The organism is Micromonospora sp. NPDC048830 (genome assembly GCF_043198215.1).
Lineage (GTDB): Bacteria > Actinomycetota > Actinomycetes > Mycobacteriales > Micromonosporaceae > Micromonospora.
Window position 1 is genome coordinate 1 of record NZ_JBICUP010000026.1, and the last position, 24,787, is coordinate 24,787.

Below are 24,787 nucleotides of genomic sequence, written 5' to 3' on the forward strand. Positions count from 1 at the left end.
AACGACTCCACCACCGACCCCGGAGAACACCCCTTCTAACCCAGACCGAAAAGATCACGCCTCAACCGCGAAACACCACTCCCAGGGACTTGACCCACGCCGTCACGGTCTGGCAGCGCCTGGACCCGGCGCACCGACACCCGATCACTGTCTCTGAACTCGGAACGCTTCTGCGTGACCTGCACGCCCTGCCCGCCCCGCCCATGGCGGTGCCCGCTCTGCGACCGATCCACGGCATCGTGCGATCCGTTGCCCGATCGGAGATCCTGACCGAGAAGGAGCGAGCTCTGCTGACGGGCCAGCTCGAGGTGCTGGCTGCGGGTTGGGAGACGATGCGGTTTCCCCGCGGTACGAGTCTGATCCAGTCCGACCCCCAGATCCGCAACGCGCTCCGGCGATTCGACGGTACGCCCGTGTTGGCTGACTGGGATGGCGCCGCCCTCGGGCCCCGGGAGTGGGACATCGCGACGATTGCCGTTCATTGCCGCCGGTTCGCCTCTCCCGGCCCGGCGGCCTTCGCTGACTTCACCGCCGCCTACGGCTGGGATGCCACCTCCTGGCCGGGATTCGAGGAGCTGTGTCAGCTCCGCGAACTGCAGATGATCGCGACCAACGCCCGCAAGTCCCGTCCTGGAACCGAGGCTGCCGACGAAGTGCACCACCGGATCGCGGGCCTCGTCGGCGACGAGGCAGAGCTCCGTCGGTGGCGGATTCTCTGAACCCAGCTCACCGAGCAGCCGGCGTTACCAACGCGCGAGCATCCGCGCAGCTCGGACACGATGGGGCCCACCGTGACCCGCCACGCTGGGTCTATCTCCCACCCCGCCACGAAGCGATCGTGGACCTCAGGAACACATAGGCGGAACGGTCCGGGCATCACTGAAGCCCAGTCGCCGCCCGTGTCCCGGCCGGAGTCAACACCGGTCGAGTAACGGCCCGAGGTGTGGCGCGGTACGGATGGCGCTTCCAGGTCCGCATTTCCGCGCCCACCTCGGTGCCCTTCCGAGAAGGGGTAGGACCATGCCCGCACGCAGAACGGCCTCCCGCAGGGGCCCGCGACAACCCAAGAGCCCAGGGTCCGGGAGCGGTCCGATGATCGGCGGTGCGAACCGGGTCAAGATTGGCCCTGCCGGTCCGGACGCCATCGATGTCCTAGCGCGGATGCGCGCGCCCGCCACGCCCACGCCGCCACCGCCCTTGACCACCACAATCCCGCCAGTCCGGGCCGTGCTCTTGGGGAGCTGGCTGTGACTCTGTACGTCTCCCACATCACCCAGCCCGATGCGCAATTTCCGACACCGGCCCCTGCCGCGCTTGGCTCGCCGAGGCGGGAGCAGGCCCTGTCGACGGCTTTTCAGAGTTTGCGCCGGGCCTGGCGCCTTCTGACCGGACGCGAGGTGACCGTATCCAGGCGGGCGGCGCAACCCGGCAACGGGCATCGCCGCCCCGGTGCCCACCAGGCGACCCCATGGCGGGGCGGTCGGTGGTGACCCGTACCGAACCGCCTCGCCCGCACCTGCCGATGCGCCCGTTGTGGCGGTGCCGGGCCTGCGGCGCCGAATGGCCCTGCTCACCGGCCCGGCTTCGTCTGCTGCGCGAGTACGACGGATATCGGCTTTCCCTGGCGTTCTACCTCGTCGTGATGCTCAACGAGGCCGTGCAGGACGCGCAGCGGCTCGGGCTCTCCATCGACCTCGCCGCCTGGTACACCCGCATGGTCGCTTGGATCCGCCGCCCTGATGTGCCGGTGGAGAATGCACCCGGAGTAACCACACCGGTCACGAGCGCCACACTTTCCTGCGGCCCCTCAAGCTGAGTGACGCCGACACCGTGTAGCTGATGGAACCGCGCGGCGTGTGACGCCCGCGCGCGGGCTGGTTCCCGTCAGCTCGCACTGAGCAGACCGTCGCGGCCCTGTCCCGCCGCTGCCCGCGAATCCTCGCAGCTCCTTTCCTCCCGCCGCCGCCTTGGGCGGGCATTGGCGCATGCCCATGCCCGCAATCCTCTGCTTGTCACGGAGATATTCAATGCGTGATCTGGCCACGTCTGTCCACGCTCGGCTGCTGTATGCGTGCGCGCACGCCACCGGTTCAATCCCCTCACGCCGCGGGCTGTTGGCGGCGGTGCCGTTGGAGGATCCGAACGCCGTGCGTGCCGCGCTGACCTCGGTGGTCGGCGAGAAGCGAACGGTGGTGGTGACCGGAACACTCGACCGTCGGCTGGTCCTCATCCAGCAACAGTCAGGGCCGTGGACGGCGGCCGACCTGTCCGGGACGCCGCATCGCAGCCGGTTATGGCCAGCCTGGACTGCCGGCCATGTGGAAGTGGCTGACCCGGACAGCTGGCTGTCCACCGCACAAATCACCGCAGAGGGACAGCGGCGGTTGCTGCGGCCACGGTTGCTGTTGGCGTCGCTGTACCACCCGGAACACTTTCCGCTTCCTCGGTTCCCGCTCGCGATTTCCGACCTGGCCCGGGCAGCCCGGTCCACCCTTCTCGGGCAGGTCGAGCTGATGGACATGCAACTCGGCATCGGGTTGGACGACATCGTCGACCGGGTCCGCGACGGAGTCGAGATACTCGGTGTGTCCGTGACTTTCGGCCAGCATGACCTGGCCACCCAGCTGTTGGATGCCGTTGCCGCCCTCGACCAGCCCCCACTGGTTGTCGCCGGCGGCTCGCTGACCGCCCGCAACGAGCGCATCCTCCTGGACCGGTATCCGAACATGCTCATCTGCCGAGGGGCGGGAGAACCCACTATTGCCGACGTACTGGCTCATTGGCACGGTGACCTGCGAATTGGGCAGATTCGGGGCCTCGGCTTTCGGGACATCTCGCAGGCCCCGACCTTGATGCCGATCAACCGCTCCCGCCGGACCGCGACGGTGGCGAACCGGTCGCAGACCGACATGTGGCCGGAGCTGGATCTACTCGATCGCACCTTCGCCCACCGAGGTGTCGCGCAACTTGAGTCGTCACGGGGCTGCACCAACTACTGCTCGTTCTGCCCCCGCGGCCACAAGGGGCAATGGTCCGCGGCGCAACCTGATGTGCTGCCCTGGCTCCTGCGTCAGATGAGTGCGGTGTTCGACCGGCATCCGAACCTGAACAGGACGATCTACCTGGTCGACGAGGAGTTCATCGGACGTGGCGACGACGCGGTCACCCGGGCCCTGCAGATCGCGGACACCCTCGCCCAGTCGGCCTTCAGCTGGGAGACGAGCTGCCGGGTCGACCAGGTCGTACGGCCCGACCGGGACCGCACCTGGCACCTCGAACGAGGCCATCTGTGGCGCGGCCTGGTCGACCGGAAACTGCGCCGCTGCCTGTTCGGCGTCGAGTCCGGGGTGACCTCGATCCTGGACCGCTTCCACAAGGAGACCACCAGCGAGCAGAACGCCCTGGCCATTCGCACCCTCACCGCGCTGGGAGTACCACCGCGATTCACCTACATCACCTTCGACCAGCTGATGACCGCCGCCGAGCTGCGCCAGACGTACACCTTCCAGGGCCGCACCGACCTGCTGCTGCGGCCCCAGCCCGACCTGACCGTGGCCGAAATCATCGACGGGGTGCGCGACGAGCGGTGGGTGGCCGCCCACACCACCGGGCGTCCCTTCTACACCAGCATCAGCTACATGCTTGTCGGCATGGAATGCCTGATCGGGTCGGCCTACAGCCGCCGCGCCGAAGCGGCCGGGCTCACCGGGCAGCCGGACCCGGCAATGGGACGGGTCGAGGCCCGCTACGCCGACTGGCGCATCGGCGTGCTCGCTTACCGCTCACAGCTGTGGATCGACCGGAACTTCGCGCTGGACTACACCCTCAAGTCCTTGGAGAAGACCCTCAGCGGCGCCCCCTACGCCATGGTCCGCGACCTGCGCCGGTTGCTGAAGAACGCCGCCTACCAGCTACTCGGCACGATGCTCGACGAACTCGTCCGTACCGACCCGGCCGCCGTAGACCACGGCGACCTCGATACGCGATGCCAGGCGGCAGCCGATGCCCTCCTTGCACAGCTGCGCAGCGACCTGGAACCGGTCGTCGCCACGGTCGGCGCGGGCCTGCCAGCCGACCGCCGGGACATCCTGCGGCACGAACACCAACGGTGGATTGCCGCCCGCGGCTGGCAGCTGATCAACGCAACCGACCCGTGCGGCACCTGAACGGACCCGACCATGACCCCCGTGCCGCGCCGTTACCTGAACGGCCTCAACGCCGAAGTCTCCGCGATCGGGGCCGGCTGCTGGACCATCGGCGGCCCCGCCACCAACCGGGGCACCCCCATCGGCTGGGACGACGTCGACCCTGACGCGGCCTTCGCCGGACTCGTACACGCTCTCGAACGGGGCGTCACGCTCTTCGACACCGCTGACGTCTATGGCCTCGGCCGCTCCGAACGCCTTCTCGGTCAACTTCTCCGCGTCAGCGCACGCCAAGATCTGACCATCTCCAGCAAGGTCGGCCATTTCGCCGGCACCGCCCGCCACGCCTACCACCCCGTGCAGATGCGCGCACAACTGGTCACCACCCTGGACAACCTCGGCACCGACTACATCGATATCTACTTCCTCCACAGCAGCGACTTCGGGCCGCGCGACCGCTACCTGCCCGAAGCGGTCGAGCTCATGCGCACCTGGCGTACCCAAGGCCTCATCCGCGCGGTCGGCATGCGCGCACCACACCGGTTCGCCGAAGAGTGGGCCGCCAGCGACCGGCCGCAGGCAGCCGAAACCCGCCGCTGGCTGTATCTGTTCGACCAGGTACGCCCCGACGTACTCGCCAGCCGCTATAACCTGTTGAGCCCGCTGTACGCCGATCATGAAACCGACATCTTCCGCTTCGCCCACCGTCACGGCGTCGGCGTCCTGATCAAACAGGTCCTCGGACAGGGCCTCTTCCTACACACAGGAACTCGCCCCGACCAGCGGCAGTTGCGCCCCTGCGACCACCGCAGCACCGACCCGGCCTTCACCCCGGACAACCGCCGGCAGCTACACGCTCGACTCGCACCCCTACGCGACCGATACGGGCACAGTCCCGCCGCCATGGCGCGCGTCTGCGTGCAGTACGCCCTGCACCACGCCCCCGACGCCGCGATACTCGTTGGCTTCCGCGACGCCAGCCAGATCGACACCATCATCGCCAGCCTCGACCACCCACTCCACGCCGACGACATCACCCAGATCCGGGCCGTGCTTCACGCCAACCCAGACACCTACTGATAGGAACTACACCGTGCGCTACATCGAGGTCGAGAAGAAGTACGGTCTGCCCGACGCCGAGGTTCTCAAGTCCAGGCTCGTCGAGCTCGGCGCGAAACCCGCTGAGCCCACCCGGCAGATCGACGCCTACTACAACGCGCCGCACCGTGACTTCCTCGCTCCCGCCACGATGTCCGAGTGGCTACGCGTTCGCACAGAGGACCACGGAGCGTCGATCAACTTCAAGCGTTGGCACCCCGTTGACGCTGTGACCAAGACCCACGCCGACGAGTACGAGACCTCCGTCGGGGACGCCGAGGCCGTCCGCTTATTGCTGGCGGCCCTCGACTTCCAACCCCTGGTGACGGTCGACAAGACGCGCCAGGCGTGGACCCTGTCCGACGTCGAGGTCGTCTTCGACCATGTGGTGGGCGCCGGTGACTTCGTCGAGTTTGAGTTCAAAGGCGAGGCCGTCGATGTCGGCGATGCCACCCAACGGCTGGATGAGTTCATCGCCTCTCTCGACGTCGCACTCGGTCAGCAGGTCAACAAGGGATACCCGCACATCCTTCTCGGCCGCGACCACTGACCCTTCGTTGTTCATCACGCACATGCGGTGACTGCAGGTGCACTGCGGGTGCACCGGCGAGACATTCCGTTTATGCACCGCCAAAGCCAGCCTGGATGTGTCGACGCGCCGATCCCCAGCGGTGCGCCGGTGGGCCAGCGGCAACCTCATGGCAGGGAGATCCAGATGGACGTGCCGATCGGCGACAGGTCGGACCGCGACCCGACGCACCGGCAAGTGCTCGCGCCGGGTACTCCGTCGACCGCACGGGTGACTCCCCGCTCGCGTACCGCCAGCAGGGCTGCGTGGGCGGGTGACCGGCGGTCTGCTCCCAGCCGCCGGCCGACGGCGGTGGGCTTGCCGGGACGCCGGCAAGCCCACCGCGCACAGAGGCCAGCGCCGGCCGGGGATCGGCGGCCCGTGCCGGCAGAGCACCTGCCGCTGCGTCCGCTCTGGTTGTGCCGCCGCTGCGGGCAGCCCTGGCCCTGCGGACGGGCGCGGCTCGCATCGGTCGCCGAGTAACGCGACAACGAGGTTGGTCTCTTCCTTTACTTGGCCGGCTTGCTCGCTGAAGCCATCGACGACCTGCACCGGCTCAACCCGAGCACGGTCGGCGACGTCACGGACCTGTTTGACCGGTTCCTCGGCTGGCCCGCCCGACGTCGCGGCGGGGCTGGATCCAAGACGCCGCGCTGACCGCGATCTCCCGCCCCTCACCGATCTCTTTTTCAGCCGTTGCCGCAGGGGCGGTGACGCACGCTCCACGTCTAACCCCTGTTCGTCACGGCGGTGTTTCATCCGTGACGGTCGACAAGACCCGCCAGGCGTGGACCTTGTCGGACATCGAGATCGTCCTCGACCTCGTCGTGGACGCCGGCGACTTCGTCGAGTTCGAGTTCAAGGGCGACACCGCGGACGTGCGCGACGCGACGCCTGGACGCGTTCATCGTCGCCCTTGGTATCAAGCTCGGCCAGTAGATCAGCAAGGGCTACTGGCACATCCCTATCGGCCGCGACCACTGATCGCTTACTGCTTCGCGACGTCTGGTGACGTCCGTGCCGTGCCGGTAGGTTCAACCTCCTGACAGCTCTCATCGCCAGGTGGAGGAATCCGACAGCGTGTCGCACGTCGAGAAGATCACTACGGAGCTGCGTACGCTGGCCACCGGGGTCGAACGCGCGCAGAGTCTGGCTGCCGCTGCTGACCAGCAGGCGCAGGAGATCGCGCTGCGGGCTGCGGGTGCCGGGTTCACTGGGGTCGCTGCCGGTCTGGCGCGGATTCGCGGGGCCATCACCACCATCCGGGGCGGACTGGGCGGCCTCGCCGGTGCTGTCGGTGATGCCACGAAGGCGACTGCTGGCGTCCCGGAGCAGGCCAGTCCGGAGGAGACAATCACCGGGCTGACCCCGGTGCAGAGTGCGGTCGACGGCATCCGCGACCAGACAGCCGCCACGATCACCCACGTCGGTGAGGCGCAGCAGCTTGTCGTCGCGGTTTTGCAGGGTGGGCAGCCAGGGCCGCTGCTCCAGGCTCTGGAGAGCATCAAACAGGTGCTTGTCATGCTGGTCCAGCGCACCGCTACCACCCGCCAAGTCATTGAAGCGGCGATCGCCGAGGCACGACAGCTGGGGTCGTCGGGAAACTGAGCCGGGCTGGCGGTGCCGTACCGACCAGCCCTGCCTCGGTTCCCACACCGTCCGCCGGCACGGGAGTGACGACGCCGTGGACACGCAAGCCCACCGGAAAGTACGGCGGCTCGCCTACCGGTCGACGTACCCGGATCCCTTCGAAGGAGGACGAACGCGTGCGGCGCTCCCTGGAACTGGAGAACGAATGTGCCGATACCGTCGCTGCCGAGGGATACCTACTCCACCAGAACCCGACCAGGCAAGAGGTCGCCAAAGCCCGACTCGGTACCGGTGATTTCGGCAAACCGGGCAAGGATCCCGACTACCTGATCGAGGGACACGTCTTCGACTGCTACTCCCCGACGCCGGCGAAGAGCGTGCGAGGCGTGTGGAGCGGGGTTGCCGACAAGATTGCCAGTGAGCAGACCCAACGGGTGGTGGTCAACCTCAACGACTGGCGTGGCGATCTCGCGGCGTTGCAGAAGCAGTTCGACGACTGGCCGATCGCAGGGCTGAAGGAACTGGTGGCGGTGACGCGCAGCGGGGCGATAATCCAGATCCTGCGACGAGACTGAAGGGTTACCCATGGCGACCGAGTACCGCTTGACGCTGGCGGGCGACATTCCTCTCGATGTGCTGGCCGGCGTCGTTACTCCGGACGGTGCCGAGGAGTCGGCGACAGATGGCAGGCCCCGCGTGTTGAGTGCGGACCTCAGCGATCGGTGCGGTTACACGGTGAGCATCTACGCGGGTTCTCACGGCTACTTCGAGGCCGAGGATGGTGACGGCTCGGTGTGGGAGTGGGAACCGGAGCGGTACGTCAACATCGGCTTCCGGTTGGGTAAGGACGAATCATCCGACCGGGCGACGCGGGAGATGCTGGCGTCTGTGGCCCAGGTGCTGGGAGAGCGGCCGGAGGACGCCGCGCTGATCCTCGACGCCGACTGGCTGCTGCTGACCCGCTTCTCGGGAACGCTGCGCAGGCACGCACTGAGTTGGTGGGGCGTTCACGGCGGGGACGATCTTATTGGCCGGTGAGTGGTTCGGCGGCCTGCACATTCTGCGGCTGCCACGGGCCTCGGCCCTGACGCGCCCGCAAGGCGCCGCTTGAGAACCTGCGCGGCGTCATCGTCGGCGAGGACCAACTTCCCGATCTCACCCGGTTGGCCGTCGATGTCCTGCGCCTGACTGTGCGTAACGACTGACGCCGAGGGAGCACCCGTGGCCACTGACGCCATCCTGACCGGGGACGCCACGGATGCGCTCGGGTGCTTACGCGCCTCCGCCTATCGCATGGACCGCTGCATGGCAGCCTCGCCTACGAGCTCTCGTCGCCGCCCAGGGTGGCGAGCTGGGCCCTGTAGACGGCGCTCATCTCGTCGTAGTGTCGCGTGAGCAGCCGGATTTCCTCGGTGCTGTGGCGGCCGAGAACCTCGTTGATGGCGTTGCCGTACGAGGCGTAGAGCCGGGTGCCGTCCTCGATTCGCTCCGGTACGAGGGTGACGATGACGCGTCGCCGGTCGGCCGGGTCGCGCTCCGCAGTGACGTAACCGGCCCGTTCCAGGCGTCGGATCATGCTGGTGATCGCCCCGGTGGTGAGGTTCGTCTGCTCGGCGAGCTGCCCGGCCGTGGCTGCGCCGGTGTCCATGAGGAAGTCCAGGCATCGGCAGTGAGCGCGCGTGGCGCGAGCGGAGCCGCCCCGGTGTTGCCGGCCGCGTCGATCCGCTGGTGCAGCAGGACCGCGCCGACCAGCGCAGAGGGCGCGGTCAGCAGGTACAGGCCGATGCCCGGCGCGGCGAGCACCGGGCTGATCGGTAGCAGCGCGAGCATCCGCAGCGACAGCACCGGCAGGATCAGCGCGCAGAGGCTCGTCACACCGAAGCCGAGGGTGAAACCGAGGTTCCGCCAGGCGAAGCGCAACTGCTCGCTCGCGCCGCACACGCCGTGGTGGTGCAGCGGCACGGCGAGCAGCAGCGTGCCGATCAGGAATCCGTTGAACAGCAGTCCGCCCGCGAAGGCGGCGGCCACGTTCACGCCGGGGATCCACAGCAGCGGCAGGACGATCAGCCAGCCCACGTGCAACGCCACGGTGATGATGAGCGTCTGGCGCAGGCAGACCGTCGCCGAGCGGTACCAGGGTGGTGCGCCCTGGTTCGTGCCGCCGCTGCGCCGAACCACCGCGCGGGTCAGCAGGGGAAAGAACGCCGCGCCGAACAGCATGGTCAGCGGCACGGTGAGCGCGGCTATCGCCGTGTGGAAAAGGAGATTGGCGGCGATCCAGAGCACCTGGTCGAGGATCCACAGCACGGCGTCGGGCCAGCCGGACACGAGCCCGAGCAGCCAGTTGCTGAGCCCTTCGACCAGCCTCGCGGTGGCCTCGTGCAGCCCCAGCAGGGCCACGCCGGTCAGCACGACGGGCGCCAGCGCGAGCGCCCACAGGCTGGGCGTGGTGACGAACAGCTTGCCGCCACGGAAGAAGTACCCGACGCCGATGAAGAAGCGCCCGATCCCGCTACCCAGCGTCCTGACACCGCGGAGCGCCTGGTGCCCGGCGGCTCCGACGGCCTGCCCGGCGACCCCTGCTATCCGGGCCGCGGCTGGTCCCGCCCCGTCCCAGGTCACCGACGCGCCCGGCGCCACCGACGCCCCCGCGCCCGGCACTACCGACGCCCCCGCGTCCGGCACCACCGATGCGTCCACGCCCGGCACCACCGACGCCCCCGGGATCGGCGCCGCCGACCCGTCCGGGGTCGGGGCCGGCACCACCGGCACGCTCGGCCGCACCCCGTAGGTCGGTGAGGGGGTGTAGGGCAGCGGCGGATGGCCCGTCGGGTGTGGGCGCGGCTGCGGATCCATGCGTTCTCCCAGGCGGTCGGGACGGGCAGGGCGAAGTTCGAGCGTTGTGAATCGGCAGTCGGAAAAGTATCCCCCTCCGGCCGTTCTCCGTGTCTCTGTCCCTAAAGGATTGCGGCGGCCTGCGTCGGTGCAGTCCCGCGGCAGGGAACGGCAGGGGCTCGACCGTTCCGCCGTGGTGAGGCCCCGGCGACCATGGGGGAGAACAGGGCCTCACGCTGAATTCCTGTCGGCTGTCAAGGTGTTGGTCGACTTGACCCCGCCTTCGTGCCGGTGGGTTTGGTGCCGCACCGGCGGGCGCGGACGCCGGCGGGGACGGTCCACTGCTCAGCGATGAGGTGCGGCCAACGAACACGCACAGGGCTTTGAGGTGCGGCGCGTGACAGGAACTGATCCGGACGGCGCTGACAGGGGCGTAGCCGGCGGGCGTCAACCTGTGGTTGACGACGAGCAGCCGTCAACCTATGGTTGACGCATGACGAATCCTGCCCAGATGCCCCGCACCATCCGGCTCGACGACCTGATCGAGGGCATCAAGAAGGCCCACACGGACGCCCTCGACCAGCTCGCGGGCGCGGTCGTGGTCGCCGAACACCTCGGCGACGTCGCCGACCACCTGATCGGCCACTTCGTGGACCAGGCCCGCCGCTCCGGCGCCTCCTGGACCGACATCGGCCGCAGCATGGGGGTCAGCAAGCAGGCCGCGCAGAAGCGGTTCGTGCCGAAGGCCTCCGCCGAGCCGTCGACCCTCGACCCCGGCCGGGGCTTCGGCAACTTCACCCCCCGGGCGCGCAACGTGGTGCTGGCCGCGCAGGAGGCGGCCCGCGCCGCCGGCAATGCCGAGATCCGCCCCGAGCACCTGGTGCTCGGCCTGCTCGCCGAGCCCGAGGGGCTCGCCGCCAGGGCGATCGTCGCTCAGGGCGTACCGCTGGAGCGGGTGCGGGAGGCCGTCACCGCGACCCTGCCGCCGCCGGCTGGGGAGGTGCCGGCCCTGATCCCGTACGACGCGCGGGCCGGCAAGGCGCTCGAACTGACCATGCGCGAGGCGCTGCGGCTCGGCCACAACTACGTGGGCACCGAGCACCTCCTGCTCGCCCTGCTGGAGTTGGAGGACGGCGCCGGGGTGCTGGCCGGCCTCGGGGTGGACAAGGCCGCCGCCGAGCGTCACGTCGCCGAGGCGCTGGCCGCCCTCCGGCCGTAGCGAGGGGTTTCCGGGCGGCGACAGTCGACCCCCTGCTGCTCGGCCGGAACGGTCGAGGCCCGGGCGCCCGTCGGAGCGGTCGAGGCCCGGGCGCCGGCCGGAGCGGTCGAGGCCCGGGCGCCGGCCGGAGCGGTCGAGGCCCGGGCGCCGGCCGGAGCGGTCAGGGCGCGGGGACGGTCAGCGGAACGGCGGGGAAGCCGTAGCGGGCGGCGTGCTCCGGGTCGTTCGGGTCGACCTGCCGCAGGCCGGCCTCGGCCAGCCGCCGGTTGACCTCGTCGAGCTGCTCGCGGACCAGCCGGGCCTCCTCCTCGGTGACCCGCCCCCGGTGCGGCTTGCCGGCGTGCTCGATGGTGCCGTAGTCCACCTTCTCGACGCCTTTGCGCGCCTTCGGCGGGCGGACCCGTTCGGCGGTCCGCAGCAGCTGGGCCATCGGCACGTCGGTGGCCATCGCGTCGAACTCGCTCGCGGTCAGCACCACCCGGCGCGGCTCCCCGCCGCCGTGCCGGTCGTGGATCTCGACCACCGCGACGTCCAGCGCCGCGTCGTCGATGCTCTCGACCTCGACCGGGGTCGCGTCCAGCTGCACGGGCCCGGCCACCAGGTCGGGGTGCTCCAGCACCACGACACGGACCACCTCGTCGTCCGGCCCCAGTACGGTGCCGCTGAAGTCGGAGACGTGGATCGTCTTCTTGCCCATGCGCGGAGCTTCTCCTGTCGTCGTGGCGGGATTCGGGACCAGAAGAACCTACCCGACAGGTGTGCGAAAAGCCGGCCCGGACCGGCCGGGTGTGTCGCCGCCCGGCCGCCGGCCGCACCGGCCCGCGTACCGGGGCAGCCTCGACCCGTGCCGCGACGCGCGGCGGGGCGCCGGGCACCGCATACGATCCTCGCGTGACGACGTCGGCGACCCCGCGGACCGAGGCCGAGGCGGTCGCCGTACAGGAGCGGTTGCGACCGCTGGCGGACCTGGTCGGGCCCGGTCCCGCCGCGCCCGCGACCGTGGCCGGCCTGGACGTCGCGTACGCCGAGGCCGGCGACCGGCTCGCGGCGGCCGTGACCGTGCTGGACGCCCGGACGCTGGCCGTGGTGGACCAGGCGGTCAGCGTGGGCCGGCCCGCGTTCGGCTACGTCCCCGGGTTGTTCGCCTTCCGGGAGTTGCCCGCCCTGCTGGCCGCGCTGGACCGGCTGACCGTCCGGCCGGAGCTGCTGGTCTGCGACGGGCACGGGCTGGCCCATCCGCGCCGGTTCGGACTCGCCTGCCACCTGGGCGTGGTCACCGGCCTGCCCGCCCTCGGGGTGGGCAAGACGCCGCTGGTGGGCCGGTGGGAGCCGCCGGGCCCGGAGCGCGGCTCGTGGTCGCCGCTGCGCGACGGCGACGAGGTGGTGGGCCGGGTGCTGCGCACCCGGGACGGGGTGAAGCCCGTCTTCGTCAGCGTCGGGCACCGGATGAGCCTGGACAACGCGTGCGCCCGGGTGCTCGCGCTGACCCCGCGGTACCGGCTGCCGGAAACCACCCGTACCGCCGATCGGCTCTGCCGTCAGGCGCTGCCCGCCGTGCCCTGAGATGTGCCGGCGGCCTTCCCGGCCCGGCCGGCGCACGGCGTAATGCGGCGCACATTCGGTGCGCTCAATCACCCGGGGTTGTCCGGCGCCGGTAGTAACCTGACCGGCGGACCCCAGCCGGGGAGGAGTGCGAGGTGACCATGGCGGTACGTAGGCAGGCGACGCGGCTCGCGGCGGTCTGCGTGATGCTGGGCGGCCTGCTGGCCGTCGGCGCGTCGCCGGCCCTCGCCGACGGCGACTCGGTGCGGGTGCGCGCCGCGGACAGCTTAACCCCCGGCGGCTCGCCGGGGTCGGTGTCGGTGGAGGTGCGCAGACGCACCGACGGCTGCGTCATGGTGCGCTCGACGCTGGGGCTGCGGCTCGACGGCCTCGCCGCCGACCAGGTCTCCGTGCAGTTCGCGACGGGCGGCCGCTGGTGGCCCGTGCCGACCGGCGGCGCCGGGGGCGTGGTGGCCACCCAGCAGGTCACGCCGGCGAACCCGACCCTGTGCAAGGGCAAGAGCGTGACGCTGCGCTACCGGCTGGCCTTCCGTCCCGGCGCCCCGGCCGGCCGGCTGACGGTGGTGGGCGAGGCGACGACCGCGCGCGGGCAGACCCTCGGCCGGGACGCCACGACGGCGCGGGTGGTGCAGGGGCGGCGTTCGCCCAGCCCGTCGCCCACCCCGAGCCGCTCCCCGTCCCCGACCGTGGCCCCGACCGAGGAGGTGCCCGCCGACGCCGGCCCGACCCTGGCCGCCGCAGGCGGGCAGGCCGGCCAGTCCAGCACGGTCGCCGCCGAGGAGGGCTCCGGGGGCATCTCCCTGTACATGCTCCTCGGCCTCGGCCTGGTCGTGGTGGGCGCCGGCCTGATCGTGCTGCTGGTCCGCCGGTCCCGTGCCGAGCGCGAGCCGGCCGGCGGCGCCCATCCCGGCCTGCCGCAGCCACGCCAACCCGGCGGCACCACCTACCGGGCGGGGGCCGGGGCGCCGCCGTACGCCGGTGGGGCGCCGTCCGGCGGCGTGTACGGCCGGCCGGCCGCGGCCCCGTCCGGCTCCGTGTACGGCACGCGGCCGGACGCGCCGGCCACCCCGCCGGCCGGCGGGGGCGGCTACGGCGGCACCACGTACCCGGCGCAGGCCGGCCCGGTCTCCGGGCCACCGGCCACCCCGCCCGCGCCCGGCGACGCGACGACGATCATGCCCCGGCTGCCCGACTGATCCGGGCGGCGCCGGGACGCTCCGATACGCTCAGGTGCGTTGACGACCTGCGGCCAAGGAGCGAAACCGGTGTCTGAACTGTCCCAGATCGTGAAGGCGTACGACGTCCGAGGGACGGTGCCGGACCAGTGGGACGAGCGGACGGCCGAGGCGCTGGGGGCCGCCTTCACCCAGGTGCTCGCCGCCATCGGCGAGCCCGGCGACGCCGTCCTGATCGCGCACGACATGCGGGCCAGCGGCCCGGGGCTGGCCGAGGCGTTCGCCGCCGGCGTGCGGGCCGAGGGGCGCTCCGTCATCGAGTTGGGCCTCTGCTCCACCGACATGCTCTACTACGCCTCCGGCACCCTCGGGCTGCCCGGCGCGATGTTCACCGCCAGCCACAACCCGGCCAAGTACAACGGCATCAAGATGTGCCGCGCCGGTGCCCGCCCGATCGGGCAGGACAGCGGCCTGGCCGACATCCGGGACCGGGCGCAGGCGATGCTCGACTCCGGCACGCGCCGCCCGGCCGGCGAGCCGACCCGGCCGGTGCGGCGGCGGGACCTGCGCCCCGAGTACGCCGCCCACCTGCGCGGACTGGTCGACCTCACCGGCATCCGGCCGCTGAAGGTCGTCGTCGACGCCGGCAACGGGATGGGCGGCTGGACGGTGCCCAGCGTGCTCGGCGACGCCGTGCTGCCCGCGCTGCCGCTGGAGATCGTCCCGCTCTACTTCGAACTCGACGGCACGTTCCCCAACCACGAGGCCAACCCGCTGGACCCGGCGAACCTGGTCGACCTCCAGCGCGCGGTCCGGGAGCACGGGGCCGACCTGGGGCTGGCCTTCGACGGCGACGCGGACCGCTGCTTCGTGGTGGACGAGCGCGGCGAGCCCGTCTCCCCGTCGGCCATCACGGCGCTGGTGGCGGTCCGCGAGCTGGGGAAGTACCCGGGCGCCACGGTGATCCACAACCCGATCACCTCCCGCGCCGTGCCGGAGATCGTCCGCGAGCACGGCGGCGAGCCCTTGGTGGCCCGGGTGGGCCACTCCTTCATCAAGGCCGAGATGGCACGCACCAACGCCATCTTCGGCGGGGAGCACTCGGCCCACTACTACTTCCGGGACTTCTGGTTCGCCGACACCGGCATGCTGGCCGCCATGCACACCCTCGCCGCGCTCGGCGAGCAGGACCTGCCGCTGTCCGAACTAACCGCCGGGTACGAGCGTTACGTCGCCTCCGGGGAGATCAACTCGACCGTGCCCGACCAGGCGGCGAAGGTCGCCGAGGTGCGGGCCGCGTACCCGGAGGCGGAGGCCGACGAGCTGGACGGGCTCACCCTGTCCTTCCCCGACGGCGCGTGGTTCAACCTGCGCGCCAGCAACACCGAGCCGCTGCTGCGGCTCAACGTCGAGGCCCCGACCGCGGAGCGGATGGCCACGCTCCGCGACGAGGTGCTCGACCGGGTTCGCCGTTAAGATCGCCTGCGCCGGTCGGCACCGCCGGCCGTCGACCCGCACCCGTGGAAGGAGCCGCGCCGTGGCCCTGGACCCGCAGTTGCTCGAGATTCTCGCCTGCCCGGACACACACCACGCCCCGCTGGACTACGACGCCCAGGCGCAGACCCTGACCTGCACCGAGTGCGGGCGGATCTTCGAGGTGCGCGACGACGTCCCGGTGCTGCTGCTCGACGAGGCGCGCGGCGGACCCGCGCAGCAGCGGTGATGGAGGGCACGGCCGGGGTCAGCGGGCACCGGTACGCCGACGAGTCCCTGCTGGACGACGCGGACGCCCTCGCCGAGCGCGACCCGGGCGGCATGCTGCGGTTCACCGCCTCCGCGGGAGCGCAGGTGCGGGAGTCGGCGGCCCTGGCGGCCGAGGCCAACCTGTCCGTGCTCGCCGACGAGGGCCGGCCGCGGGCGGTCGTCATCGCCGGCATCGGCACCGCCGGGCGTACCGGGGACGTGCTGGCCACCGTCGCCGGGCCGCGCTGCCCGGTGCCGGTCATCCCGCACCGCAGCGCCGGCGTGCCCGGCTGGGTGGGCTCCGCCGACGTGGTCATCGCGGTCAGCGCGTCGGGTCGCAGCCCGGAGGCGCTCGGCGCCGCCGAGGCCGCCCACCGGCGGGGCGCCCGGCTGGTCGCCGTCGGCGCGCCGGACTCGCAGTTGCAGTCGGTGGCCGAGCGGGCCCGGGCGCCGTTCATCCCGGTGCCCCGGCGCGCGCCGGCCCGGGCCAGCCTCTGGGCGCTCACCGTGCCGGTCCTGCTCGCCGGCCGTACGCTCGGGCTCGTGAAGGTCAACGAGGCGGACCTCGCGGAGACGGCGGCGCGGCTCGACGCGGACGCCGACCGGTGCCGCCCCACCGCCGAGTCCTTCGTCAACCCCGCGAAGTCGCTGGCCCTCGGGCTGGCCGGCTCGATCCCGATCGTCTGGGGCTCGTCGCCGCTGGCCACCGTGGCGGCCCGCCGGTTCGGCGACACCCTGTCGGCCAACGCCCGCTACCCGGTCGTCAGCGGGGCGCTCGGCGAGGCCGGCCGGGGCCGTGTCGGCCTGCTCGACGGGGTCTTCGGCGGGCTCGCCGAGGGGGAGCGGGACATCTTCGCCGACCCGGGCGAGGCCGAGGAGGCCGCCACCCGGCTGCGGGTGGTGCTGCTGCGCGACGGCGGCCTCAACCCCGAGGACGACGCCGACGAGCCCCTGGCCGTCGAGGAACGCCGGGCCGACGCCGTGCAGACGCTCGCCGAGCGGCGCGGGGTGCGCTGCGACGTCGTCACCGCCGAGGGCGGCTCCGCGCTGGAGCGGCTCGCCTCGCTGACGGCGGTGCCGGACTTCGCCGCCGTCTACCTCGCCCTCGCACACGGACTGGACCCGATGGCGGTACCGGCCATCACCGAGATGAAGGAGCTGGCCAACCAGTGAGCGCCAACGGCGGCACCAAGGCGATCGTCGCGGCCCTGCTGGCGAACGTCGGGATCGCGGTCACGAAGTTCGTCGCGTTCCTGCTGACGGGCTCCTCGTCGATGCTGGCCGAGTCGATCCACTCGGTGGCCGACTCGGGCAACCAGGGCCTGCTGCTGCTCGGCGGGCGCCGGGCGAAGCGGACCGCCACCCCGGAACACCCCTTCGGGTACGGGCGGGAGCGCTACATCTACGCGTTCATCGTCTCGATCGTGCTGTTCAGCGTCGGCGGCCTGTTCGCGCTCTACGAGGCGTACCACAAGTGGTCGCACCCGGAGCCGATCACCAGCTGGCAGTGGGTGCCGGTCACCGTCCTGGTGGTGGCGATCGTGCTGGAGAGCTTCTCCTTCCGTACCGCCATCAAGGAGTCCAACCACATCCGGGGCAACCAGTCCTGGGCGCACTTCGTCCGCCGGGCGAAGGCGCCCGAGCTGCCGGTGGTGCTGCTGGAGGACCTCGGCGCCCTGGTCGGCCTGGTGTTCGCGCTCTTCGGCGTCGGGATGACCCTCGCCACCGGCGACGGCGAGTGGGACGCCCTGGGCACCGGCATGATCGGCGTCCTGCTGGTGACCATCGCGTTCATCCTGGCGGTCGAGACCAAGAGCCTGCTGCTCGGCGAGGGCGCCGAGCCGAAGGACGTGGCCGCGATCGAGCAGGCGGTCACCGCCGGCCCGGAGGTCGAGCGGATCATCCACATGAAGACGCTCTACCTGGGCCCGGAGGAGCTGATGGTGGCCGCGAAGGTCGCGGTGCCGCCGTGTGCGACCGCGGAGGAGCTGGCCCGGGGGATCAACGCGGTGGAGGCGCGGATCCGCGCGGCCGTGCCCCTCGCCCGGGTGATCTACCTGGAGCCGGACATCTGGTCGGCCGCCGCCGCGCAGGCCGGCACGGGGGCCGCGGCGCACACCCAGCCGGAGGGCGTGGGCGGCGCGCCGGGCGACGCAGCCGGCCAGGCAGGGAGCTGACATGGAGCTGCTGTACGGGCCGATCCGGGACTACGCCTGGGGTTCACGCACGGCGATCGCCGAGTTGCAGGGGCGCCCGACGCCCAGCGCCGGCCCGGAGGCCGAGCTGTGGCTGGGCGCCCACCCGGGCGCCCCGGCCACCGTCCGCCGGGGCGGCGCGGCGGTGAGCCTGGTCGACCTGCTGGCCGCCGAGCCGGGGCACTGGCTCGGCGGGCGGCTCGTCGAGCGGTTCGGCCCGCGGCTGCCGTTCCTGCTCAAGGTGCTCGCCGCCGACGCGCCGCTGAGCCTGCAGGCCCACCCGGACGCCGAGCAGGCCCGCGCGGGGTACGCCGCCGACGTCGCCCGGCCCGAGGGGCGGCGCAACTACGCCGACCCGCACCACAAGCCGGAACTGCTGGTCGCGCTGTCGCCGTTCGACGCCCTGTGCGGGTTCCGCGATCCGTTGGAGTCGGCCGACGTGCTCGCCGCGTTCGGCGTACCGGCGCTGGAGCCCGTGGTGGGGGCGTTGCGCGGCGGCCCGGCGGGGCTGCGCGAGGCCGTACGGCTGCTGCTGAGCTGGCCCGCGGCGGAGCGGGCGGGCCTGGTGTCGGCCGTGATGGCGGCCGATGTCGACGGCCCGGACGCGGCACTGGCCCGGGATCTCGCCGCCCGCTACCCGGCCGACCCGGGGGTGCTGGTGGCGCTGCTGCTCAACCACGTCCGGCTCGCGCCCGGGGAGGCGATCTGGATGCCGGCCGGCAACCTGCACGCCTACCTGCGCGGCACCGGCGTGGAGATCATGGCCGCGAGCGACAACGTGCTGCGCGGCGGGCTGACCCCGAAGCGGGTGGACGTCGACGAGTTGCTGCGGGTGCTGCGCTTCGAGGTGCTCGACGACCCGGTGGTTGCGCCGCTGCCCGTGGCGCCGGGAGTGGTCCGCTGGCCGGCGCCGGTCGATGACTTCGCCCTGTACGGGGTGCGGGTGGCGGACCCGGGCACGCCGGTCCGGCTGGCGGTGCCGGGGCCGCGCGTGGTGCTCTGCGGCTCCGGGCGGCTCTCGGTGGACGACGGCACGGGCCCGCTGACCCTCGCCGCCGGGCAGGCCGCGATCGGCCCCGCCGACGCCGGCCCGCTCCTTCTCGCGGGCGCGGGCGAGGCGTACGTGGCGACGGTCGCCCTGACCTGACGGCCGCCCTGACCTGACGGCTACCCGTCGGCGGGTCCGCTCGGATGGCGGGCCCGGACGGGTCGGCCGATCGACCGCCCGTTCGGGTGCCCCGGCGGGTGCCGGCGCGCGCCCGTACACCACCGGGCGCGGGGAGCCGGCGGCCGTCCGCGCCCGATGCAAGTCGGGAATTCCCGGAATAGCTTGACGTGGTGTTGGCGGAGTGTGACTCTATGGGTGCGCAGCGTTATCGCGACGAAGGTCCGAGAGCGCGCGGGGAACCAAACCGGGGGGATGCGCGGGGCGGCCGGCCGGTGGACGGAGAGTCCGTTCACCGCCGACCGCCCCGTGCGCTGTCCGCCCCCGCGCGTAATGTGGAAGGTCGCGCAGCACTTCGTCCGACAGGAGCTTCCATGACCAGCACCCTCCCGGCGGCCACCAGCGGCAAGTCGTCCGAGGCACGGCCGAGCACCCTCGCCGAGGGCGACTACAAGGTGGCGGATCTGTCTCTCGCCGAGTTCGGGCGCAAGGAGATCCGGCTCGCCGAGCACGAGATGCCGGGCCTGATGGCGATCCGCCGCGAGTTCGCCGAGGCGCAGCCCCTGCGGGGCGCCCGGATCACGGGCTCGCTGCACATGACGATCCAGACCGCCGTGCTGATCGAGACCCTGGTGGCGCTCGGCGCGCAGGTCCGCTGGGCGTCCTGCAACATCTTCTCCACCCAGGACCACGCCGCCGCCGCGGTCGTCGTCGGCCCCGACGGCACCCCGGAGGCCCCGGCCGGCGTCCCGGTCTACGCCTGGAAGGGTGAAACCCTCCAGGAGTACTGGTGGTGCACCGAGAGGGCTCTGATGTGGCCCGACGACTCCGCTGGCGCTGCCGGCGGGGCCGGCGGTGGCCCCAACATGATCCTCGACGACGGCGGCGACGCCACGCTGCTCGTCCACAAGGGATCCGAGTTCGAGAAGGCCGGTGTCGTCCCGCCGGTGGAGTCCGCCGACTCGGAGGAGTACGCGGTCATCCTCGAGCTGCTGCACCGTTCGCTCGCCGAGGACGGTCAGCGCTGGACCCGGATCGCCGGCGGCATCAAGGGCGTGACCGAGGAGACCACCACCGGCGTGCACCGGCTCTACGAGATGCACCGCGCCGGCACCCTGCTCTTCCCGGCCATCAACGTCAACGACTCGGTGACCAAGAGCAAGTTCGACAACAAGTACGGCTGCCGCCACTCCCTGATCGACGGCATCAACCGGGCCACCGACGTGCTCATCGGCGGCAAGATGGCGGTCGTGCTCGGCTACGGCGACGTGGGCAAGGGCTGCGCCGAGTCGCTGCGCGGCCAGGGCGCCCGGGTCGTGGTGACCGAGGTCGACCCGATCTGCGCCCTGCAGGCGGCGATGGACGGCTACCAGGTCTCCACGCTGGACGACGTGGTCGAGCAGGCCGACATCTTCATCACCGCCACGGGCTGCTTCGACGTCATCACCAACGAGCACATGGCCCGGATGAAGCACCAGGCCATCGTCGGCAACATCGGCCACTTCGACAACGAGATCGACATGGCCGGCCTGGCCAAGCGGTCCGACGTCACCCGGGAGAACATCAAGCCGCAGGTGGACCTCTGGAAGTTCGACGACGGCCACACCATCATCGTGCTGTCGGAGGGTCGCCTGCTGAACCTGGGCAACGCCACCGGCCACCCGAGCTTCGTGATGTCGAACTCGTTCGCCAATCAGACGATCGCCCAGATCGAGCTGTTCACCAAGACCGACGAGTACCCGGTCGGCGTCTACGTGCTGCCGAAGCACCTGGACGAGAAGGTCGCCCGGCTGCACCTCGACGCGCTCGGCGCGAAGCTGAGCACGCTGACCAAGGAGCAGGCCGCCTACCTGGGCATCCCGCAGGAGGGCCCGTTCAAGCCGGAGCACTACCGCTACTGAGTCACCCCGAAGGGGCCCGGGTCGACCGACCCGGGCCCCTCCGCGTGCGCGGGGACCGGATGCTCGGGTGAGATTGCCGGGAACGACTTGACGGGACGCCGGATGAGGGGGAAGGTATGGCTGCCCTAACTTGAACGAAGGCATGCCTAACTGATCACGGAGTCCTGATGTTCGCCACGTACCTGATCGGCCTGCGGGAAGGGCTGGAGGCCACCCTCGTGGTGAGCATCCTGGTCGCCTTCCTCGTGAAGTCGCAGCGCCGGAACCGGCTGCCCCAGGTCTGGGTCGGGGTCGGCGCCGCCGTGGCGCTCTCCGTGCTGTTCGGCTGGCTGATCGAGTACACCTCGACCTCGCTGCTGGCCGACAGCGGCGACCGGGAGCTGTTCGAGGCGGTCACCTCCGTCGCGGCGGTCGTCTTCGTCACCTGGATGATCTTCTGGATGCGCCGGGCCGCCCGGACGATCGCCGGCGAGCTGCGCGGCAGACTGACCGAGGCGCTGGCCGTCGGCTCCCTCGCGGTGGCCGGCATGGCCTTCCTCTCGGTGGTCCGCGAGGGCCTGGAGACGGCCCTGATCTTCTACTCCGCGGCGCAGGGCGCCGCCGCGGACAGCGGCCCGCTGCTGGCCCTGGCCGGCGGCATCGCCACCGCGGTGGCGATCGGCGTGGGCCTGTACTTCAGCGCCCTGAAGATCAACCTGTCGGCGTTCTTCACCTGGACCGGCGCGCTGCTGATCCTGGTCGCCGCCGGCATCCTCAAGTACGGCGTGCACGACTTCCAGGAGGCCGACGTCCTGCCCGGCCTGCACGACCTGGCGTTCGACATCACCGCGGTCCTCGACCCGAGCACCTGGCACGCCGCCCTGCTCGCCGGGATGTTCAACATCACCCCCGCGCCGAGCCTGCTGGAGACGGTCGCCTGGGTCGCGTACGCCGTGCCGGTGCTGCTGCTCTTCCTGCGCCGGCCCGCGTCGCCGGCCCGGCCCACCCCGGTCGGCGGCCCCGCCGCCAACCAGTCCACCGGCGGCGGGCCGTTGCCCGCGTCGCGCGCCTGATCCGACGAGGAGAAACACCTGATGCGTACCACCCGCTTCGTGGTGCTCGCCGCCGCCGGCGTGCTGGCCACCACCGGCCTCGCCGCCTGCGGCGGCGGGAAGGACTCCGACGCCGGGGCGGCCGACGACGGCGTGATCACCGTCAAGGCGACCGACACCGCCTGCGAGGTCGGCCGCACCGAGCTGGACGCCGGCCAGACCACGTTCAAGGTGACCAACTCCGGCGCCAAGGTCACCGAGTTCTACGTGTACGCCGCGGGCGACCGGGTGCTGGGCGAGGTGGAGAACATCGCTCCCGGGCTCAGCCGCGAGCTGCGGGTCGAGCTGCCCGCCGGGACGTACGAGACGGCCTGCAAGCCCGGGATGAGCGGCAAGGGCATCCGGGGCGCGCTGAAGGTCAGCGGCACCGCCGCGACCATCGCCCCCGACGCCGCGCTCGCCGACGCGACGGCGAGCTACCAGCGGTACGTCAACAGCCAGACCGCCGCGCTGCTGACCAGGACCGAGGAGTTCGTGGCCGCGGTCAAGGCCGGCGACGTGGCCAAGGCCAAGGCGCTGTACCCGGTGGCCCGCACCTACTGGGAGCGGATCGAGCCGGTCGCGGAGAGCTTCGGCGACCTCGACCCGAAGATCGACGGTCGGGAGGAGGTCGTCGAGGAGGGCATGGAGTTCACCGGCTTCCACCGGATCGAGAAGGACCTCTGGACGACCGGCGACGTCAGCAAGGACGGCCCGATCGCCGACCAGCTGCTCACCGACGTCAAGGCCATCGTGGCGAAGGCGAACGCGGAGAAGCTCACCCCGCTGCAGCTTGCCAACGGCGCCAAGGCGCTGCTCGACGAGGTCGCCAGCGGAAAGATCACCGGCGAGGAGGAGCGGTACTCGCACACCGACCTCTGGGACTTCAACGCCAACCTGGAGGGCTCGAAGGCCGCGATCGCCGCGCTCCGCCCGGCGCTGGAGCAGCGCGCGCCCGAGCTGGTCGGCACGCTCGACCGCGAGTTCGCCAACGTGGAGACCACGCTCGGCCGGCACCGCGACGGCGACGGGTGGAAGCTGCACACCGCGCTGAGCAAGGCGGAGCTGAGGGAACTGTCGGACAGCATCAACGCGCTGGCCGAGCCGATCAGCAAGGTGGCCGCCGTCGTCGCCCGGTGACGACCGGCCCGACGGGATTCCACGGAGCGAGGGGAAACGGCATGACCGGGAACATGTCCCGACGGCGGGCGATCACGCTCGCCGGGGCCGGCGTCGCCGGGGCGGCGGGCGTCGCCGCCGGCGCGGGCGCGCTGCTGCGGGGCCCGGCGGACCACGCCTCGGCCGACCCGGGCGCGGCGGCCGGCGCGGTGCCGTTCCACGGCGAGCACCAGTCGGGCATCACCACCCCGGCCCAGGACCGGCTGCACTTCGTCGCGTTCGACGTGGTCACGAAGGACCGCGCGCGCCTCGTCGACCTGCTCCAGGAGTGGACGGCCGCCGCCGCCCGGGTGACCGCCGGGAAGGACGCCGGTGTGCTCGGCGCGGTAGGCGGCGTGCCGGAGGCCCCGCCGGACGACACCGGCGAGGCGCTCGGGCTGCCCCCGTCGCAGCTCACCCTCACCGTCGGCTTCGGCCCGACGCTGTTCCGCGACGCGCAGGGCAGGGACCGGTTCGGCATCGCCGACCGGCGCCCGCCCGCCCTGGCCGACCTGCCGCACTTCGCCGGGGACGCGCTGCGGCCGGAGATCTCCGGCGGCGACCTCTGCGTCCAGGCGTGCGCGAACGACCCGCAGGTGGCCGTCCACGCCATCCGCAACCTGGCCCGGATCGGGATGGGCGTGGTGAGCGTGCGCTGGTCGCAGCTCGGCTTCGGGCGTACGTCGTCGACCTCCCGCGACCAGGCGACCCCGCGCAACCTGTTCGGTTTCAAGGACGGCACCGCCAACCTGAAGGCCGAGGACGCGGGGCTGCTGCGCGACCAGCTCTGGGTCCAGCCGGGGGACGGGCCGGACTGGATGACCGGCGGGTCGTACCTGGTCACCCGGAAGATCCGGATGCTGATCGAGACCTGGGACCGCAGCCCGCTGGCGGAGCAGGAGCAGATCGTCGGGCGGACCAAGGGCACCGGCGCGCCGCTGGGCGGGGCCGGCGAGTTCGACGAGCCCGACTTCGCGGCCAAGGGCGACGACGGCCAGCCGGTGATCGCCCAGGCCGCGCACGTCCGGCTCGCCCACCCCGCGCAGAACGACGGCGCGCGCCTGCTGCGCCGCGGCTACAACTTCGTCGACGGCTCGGACGGGCTGGGCCGGCTCGACGCCGGGCTCTTCTTCATCGCCTACCAGCGCGACCCGCGCCGGCAGTTCGTGCCGATCCAGACCCGGCTGTCCCGGCAGGACGCGATGAACGAGTACCTGCGGCACGTCTCCAGTGGCCTGTTCGCCTGCCCGCCGGGCGTGCGCGACGGCGGCGACCACTGGGGGCGGGCGCTGTTCGCGTGACCCGGCGGCCCCGCGTGCCGTCCTGACCCGGCGCGTGCGGTGCTGGCCGGCCGCGTGCCGT

23 protein-coding genes and 3 pseudogenes are annotated in these 24,787 nt (G+C 71.8%); 23 read left to right on the forward strand and 3 right to left on the reverse strand.

Going from position 1 to position 24,787, the window contains the following annotated elements:
* Window positions 1-95 precede the first annotated feature (95 nt).
* The 11 genes and pseudogenes from ACGFIZ_RS21465 to ACGFIZ_RS21515 all read left to right on the forward strand — a co-directional run.
* Window positions 96-719: pseudogene (locus ACGFIZ_RS21465) on the forward strand (phosphotransferase family protein); the annotation flags it as partial.
* A gap of 767 nt (window positions 720-1,486) precedes the next feature.
* Window positions 1,487-1,816, forward strand: coding sequence for a hypothetical protein (locus ACGFIZ_RS21470; protein WP_393421759.1), 330 nt, complete (start codon window positions 1,487-1,489; stop codon window positions 1,814-1,816).
* 703 nt (window positions 1,817-2,519) lie between these two features.
* Window positions 2,520-4,166 carry a B12-binding domain-containing radical SAM protein gene (locus ACGFIZ_RS21475; protein ID WP_393421913.1) on the forward strand — a complete coding sequence of 549 codons (1,647 nt, stop codon included), beginning with the start codon at window positions 2,520-2,522 and terminating at the stop codon, window positions 4,164-4,166.
* Window positions 4,167-4,178: 12 nt separating this feature from the next.
* Window positions 4,179-5,225 (forward strand): aldo/keto reductase, encoded by a 1,047-nt coding sequence (locus ACGFIZ_RS21480; protein ID WP_393421761.1) that lies wholly within the window; start codon window positions 4,179-4,181, stop codon window positions 5,223-5,225.
* A 13-nt stretch (window positions 5,226-5,238) separates the two neighbouring features.
* Window positions 5,239-5,793, forward strand: a complete 555-nt coding sequence (gene cyaB, locus ACGFIZ_RS21485; protein WP_393421763.1) for a class IV adenylate cyclase — start codon at window positions 5,239-5,241, stop codon at window positions 5,791-5,793.
* A 399-nt stretch (window positions 5,794-6,192) separates the two neighbouring features.
* Window positions 6,193-6,468, forward strand: a pseudogene (locus tag ACGFIZ_RS21490) (hypothetical protein).
* A 104-nt stretch (window positions 6,469-6,572) separates the two neighbouring features.
* Window positions 6,573-6,857 carry a hypothetical protein gene (locus tag ACGFIZ_RS21495; RefSeq protein WP_393421765.1) on the forward strand — a complete coding sequence of 95 codons (285 nt, stop codon included), beginning with the start codon at window positions 6,573-6,575 and terminating at the stop codon, window positions 6,855-6,857.
* Between the two features lie 34 nt (window positions 6,858-6,891).
* Window positions 6,892-7,419, forward strand: coding sequence for a DUF6244 family protein (locus tag ACGFIZ_RS21500; protein ID WP_393421915.1), 528 nt, complete (start codon window positions 6,892-6,894; stop codon window positions 7,417-7,419).
* A 158-nt stretch (window positions 7,420-7,577) separates the two neighbouring features.
* Window positions 7,578-7,976, forward strand: a complete 399-nt coding sequence (locus ACGFIZ_RS21505) for a hypothetical protein (RefSeq protein ID WP_393421767.1) — start codon at window positions 7,578-7,580, stop codon at window positions 7,974-7,976.
* 10 nt (window positions 7,977-7,986) lie between these two features.
* Window positions 7,987-8,439, forward strand: coding sequence for a SitI3 family protein (locus ACGFIZ_RS21510; protein ID WP_393421769.1), 453 nt, complete (start codon window positions 7,987-7,989; stop codon window positions 8,437-8,439).
* A gap of 59 nt (window positions 8,440-8,498) precedes the next feature.
* A pseudogene (locus tag ACGFIZ_RS21515) lies at window positions 8,499-8,606 on the forward strand (pentapeptide repeat-containing protein); the annotation flags it as partial.
* A 113-nt stretch (window positions 8,607-8,719) separates the two neighbouring features.
* On the opposite strand, the gene ACGFIZ_RS21520 reads toward ACGFIZ_RS21515, so the two are convergent.
* Together ACGFIZ_RS21520 and ACGFIZ_RS21525 are read right to left on the reverse strand one after the other, a co-directional pair.
* Window positions 8,720-9,049, reverse strand: coding sequence for a MarR family winged helix-turn-helix transcriptional regulator (locus ACGFIZ_RS21520; protein WP_393421771.1), 330 nt, complete (start codon window positions 9,047-9,049; stop codon window positions 8,720-8,722).
* On the reverse strand, window positions 8,974-10,257 hold the full coding sequence (locus tag ACGFIZ_RS21525) for an EI24 domain-containing protein (protein ID WP_393421772.1): 1,284 nt from the start codon (window positions 10,255-10,257) through the stop codon (window positions 8,974-8,976). The genes ACGFIZ_RS21520 and ACGFIZ_RS21525 overlap by 76 nt, the downstream gene beginning before the upstream one ends.
* A 472-nt stretch (window positions 10,258-10,729) precedes the next feature.
* Here ACGFIZ_RS21525 and ACGFIZ_RS21530 point away from each other — a divergent pair, with 472 nt between their 5' ends.
* Entirely contained in the window at window positions 10,730-11,455 is a 726-nt protein-coding gene (locus tag ACGFIZ_RS21530) for a Clp protease N-terminal domain-containing protein (RefSeq protein WP_393421774.1), read from the forward strand.
* A 160-nt stretch (window positions 11,456-11,615) separates the two neighbouring features.
* Here ACGFIZ_RS21530 and ACGFIZ_RS21535 read toward each other — a convergent pair whose 3' ends face one another.
* On the reverse strand, window positions 11,616-12,152 hold the full coding sequence (locus ACGFIZ_RS21535; RefSeq protein ID WP_393421776.1) for a hypothetical protein: 537 nt from the start codon (window positions 12,150-12,152) through the stop codon (window positions 11,616-11,618).
* Window positions 12,153-12,346: 194 nt separating this feature from the next.
* Here ACGFIZ_RS21535 and nfi point away from each other — a divergent pair, with 194 nt between their 5' ends.
* From nfi to efeB, 11 genes are all read left to right on the forward strand, one after another.
* Window positions 12,347-13,018: a deoxyribonuclease V gene (gene nfi / locus ACGFIZ_RS21540; RefSeq protein WP_393421778.1), complete on the forward strand. Its 672-nt coding sequence runs from the start codon at window positions 12,347-12,349 to the stop codon at window positions 13,016-13,018.
* A 140-nt stretch (window positions 13,019-13,158) separates the two neighbouring features.
* Window positions 13,159-14,214 (forward strand): hypothetical protein, encoded by a 1,056-nt coding sequence (locus tag ACGFIZ_RS21545; RefSeq protein WP_393421917.1) that lies wholly within the window; start codon window positions 13,159-13,161, stop codon window positions 14,212-14,214.
* A gap of 69 nt (window positions 14,215-14,283) precedes the next feature.
* Window positions 14,284-15,669: a phosphomannomutase/phosphoglucomutase gene (locus tag ACGFIZ_RS21550; protein ID WP_393421780.1), complete on the forward strand. Its 1,386-nt coding sequence runs from the start codon at window positions 14,284-14,286 to the stop codon at window positions 15,667-15,669.
* Window positions 15,670-15,730: 61 nt separating this feature from the next.
* Window positions 15,731-15,916, forward strand: coding sequence for a Trm112 family protein (locus ACGFIZ_RS21555; RefSeq protein ID WP_145775329.1), 186 nt, complete (start codon window positions 15,731-15,733; stop codon window positions 15,914-15,916).
* Entirely contained in the window at window positions 15,913-17,109 is a 1,197-nt protein-coding gene (locus tag ACGFIZ_RS21560) for an SIS domain-containing protein (RefSeq protein ID WP_393421782.1), read from the forward strand. The genes ACGFIZ_RS21555 and ACGFIZ_RS21560 overlap by 4 nt, the downstream gene beginning before the upstream one ends.
* On the forward strand, window positions 17,106-18,113 hold the full coding sequence (locus ACGFIZ_RS21565; protein ID WP_393421784.1) for a cation diffusion facilitator family transporter: 1,008 nt from the start codon (window positions 17,106-17,108) through the stop codon (window positions 18,111-18,113). The genes ACGFIZ_RS21560 and ACGFIZ_RS21565 overlap by 4 nt, the downstream gene beginning before the upstream one ends.
* 1 nt (window position 18,114) lies before the next feature.
* Window positions 18,115-19,278, forward strand: a complete 1,164-nt coding sequence (gene manA, locus ACGFIZ_RS21570; protein ID WP_393421786.1) for a mannose-6-phosphate isomerase, class I — start codon at window positions 18,115-18,117, stop codon at window positions 19,276-19,278.
* 392 nt (window positions 19,279-19,670) lie between these two features.
* Window positions 19,671-21,197: an adenosylhomocysteinase gene (gene ahcY / locus ACGFIZ_RS21575; protein WP_393421788.1), complete on the forward strand. Its 1,527-nt coding sequence runs from the start codon at window positions 19,671-19,673 to the stop codon at window positions 21,195-21,197.
* 167 nt (window positions 21,198-21,364) lie between these two features.
* Window positions 21,365-22,249 (forward strand): iron uptake transporter permease EfeU, encoded by an 885-nt coding sequence (gene efeU / locus ACGFIZ_RS21580; protein WP_393421790.1) that lies wholly within the window; start codon window positions 21,365-21,367, stop codon window positions 22,247-22,249.
* A gap of 21 nt (window positions 22,250-22,270) precedes the next feature.
* On the forward strand, window positions 22,271-23,407 hold the full coding sequence (gene efeO / locus ACGFIZ_RS21585; protein WP_393421792.1) for an iron uptake system protein EfeO: 1,137 nt from the start codon (window positions 22,271-22,273) through the stop codon (window positions 23,405-23,407).
* A 41-nt stretch (window positions 23,408-23,448) separates the two neighbouring features.
* Entirely contained in the window at window positions 23,449-24,726 is a 1,278-nt protein-coding gene (gene efeB / locus ACGFIZ_RS21590) for an iron uptake transporter deferrochelatase/peroxidase subunit (RefSeq protein ID WP_393421794.1), read from the forward strand.
* Window positions 24,727-24,787: the final 61 nt, after the last annotated feature.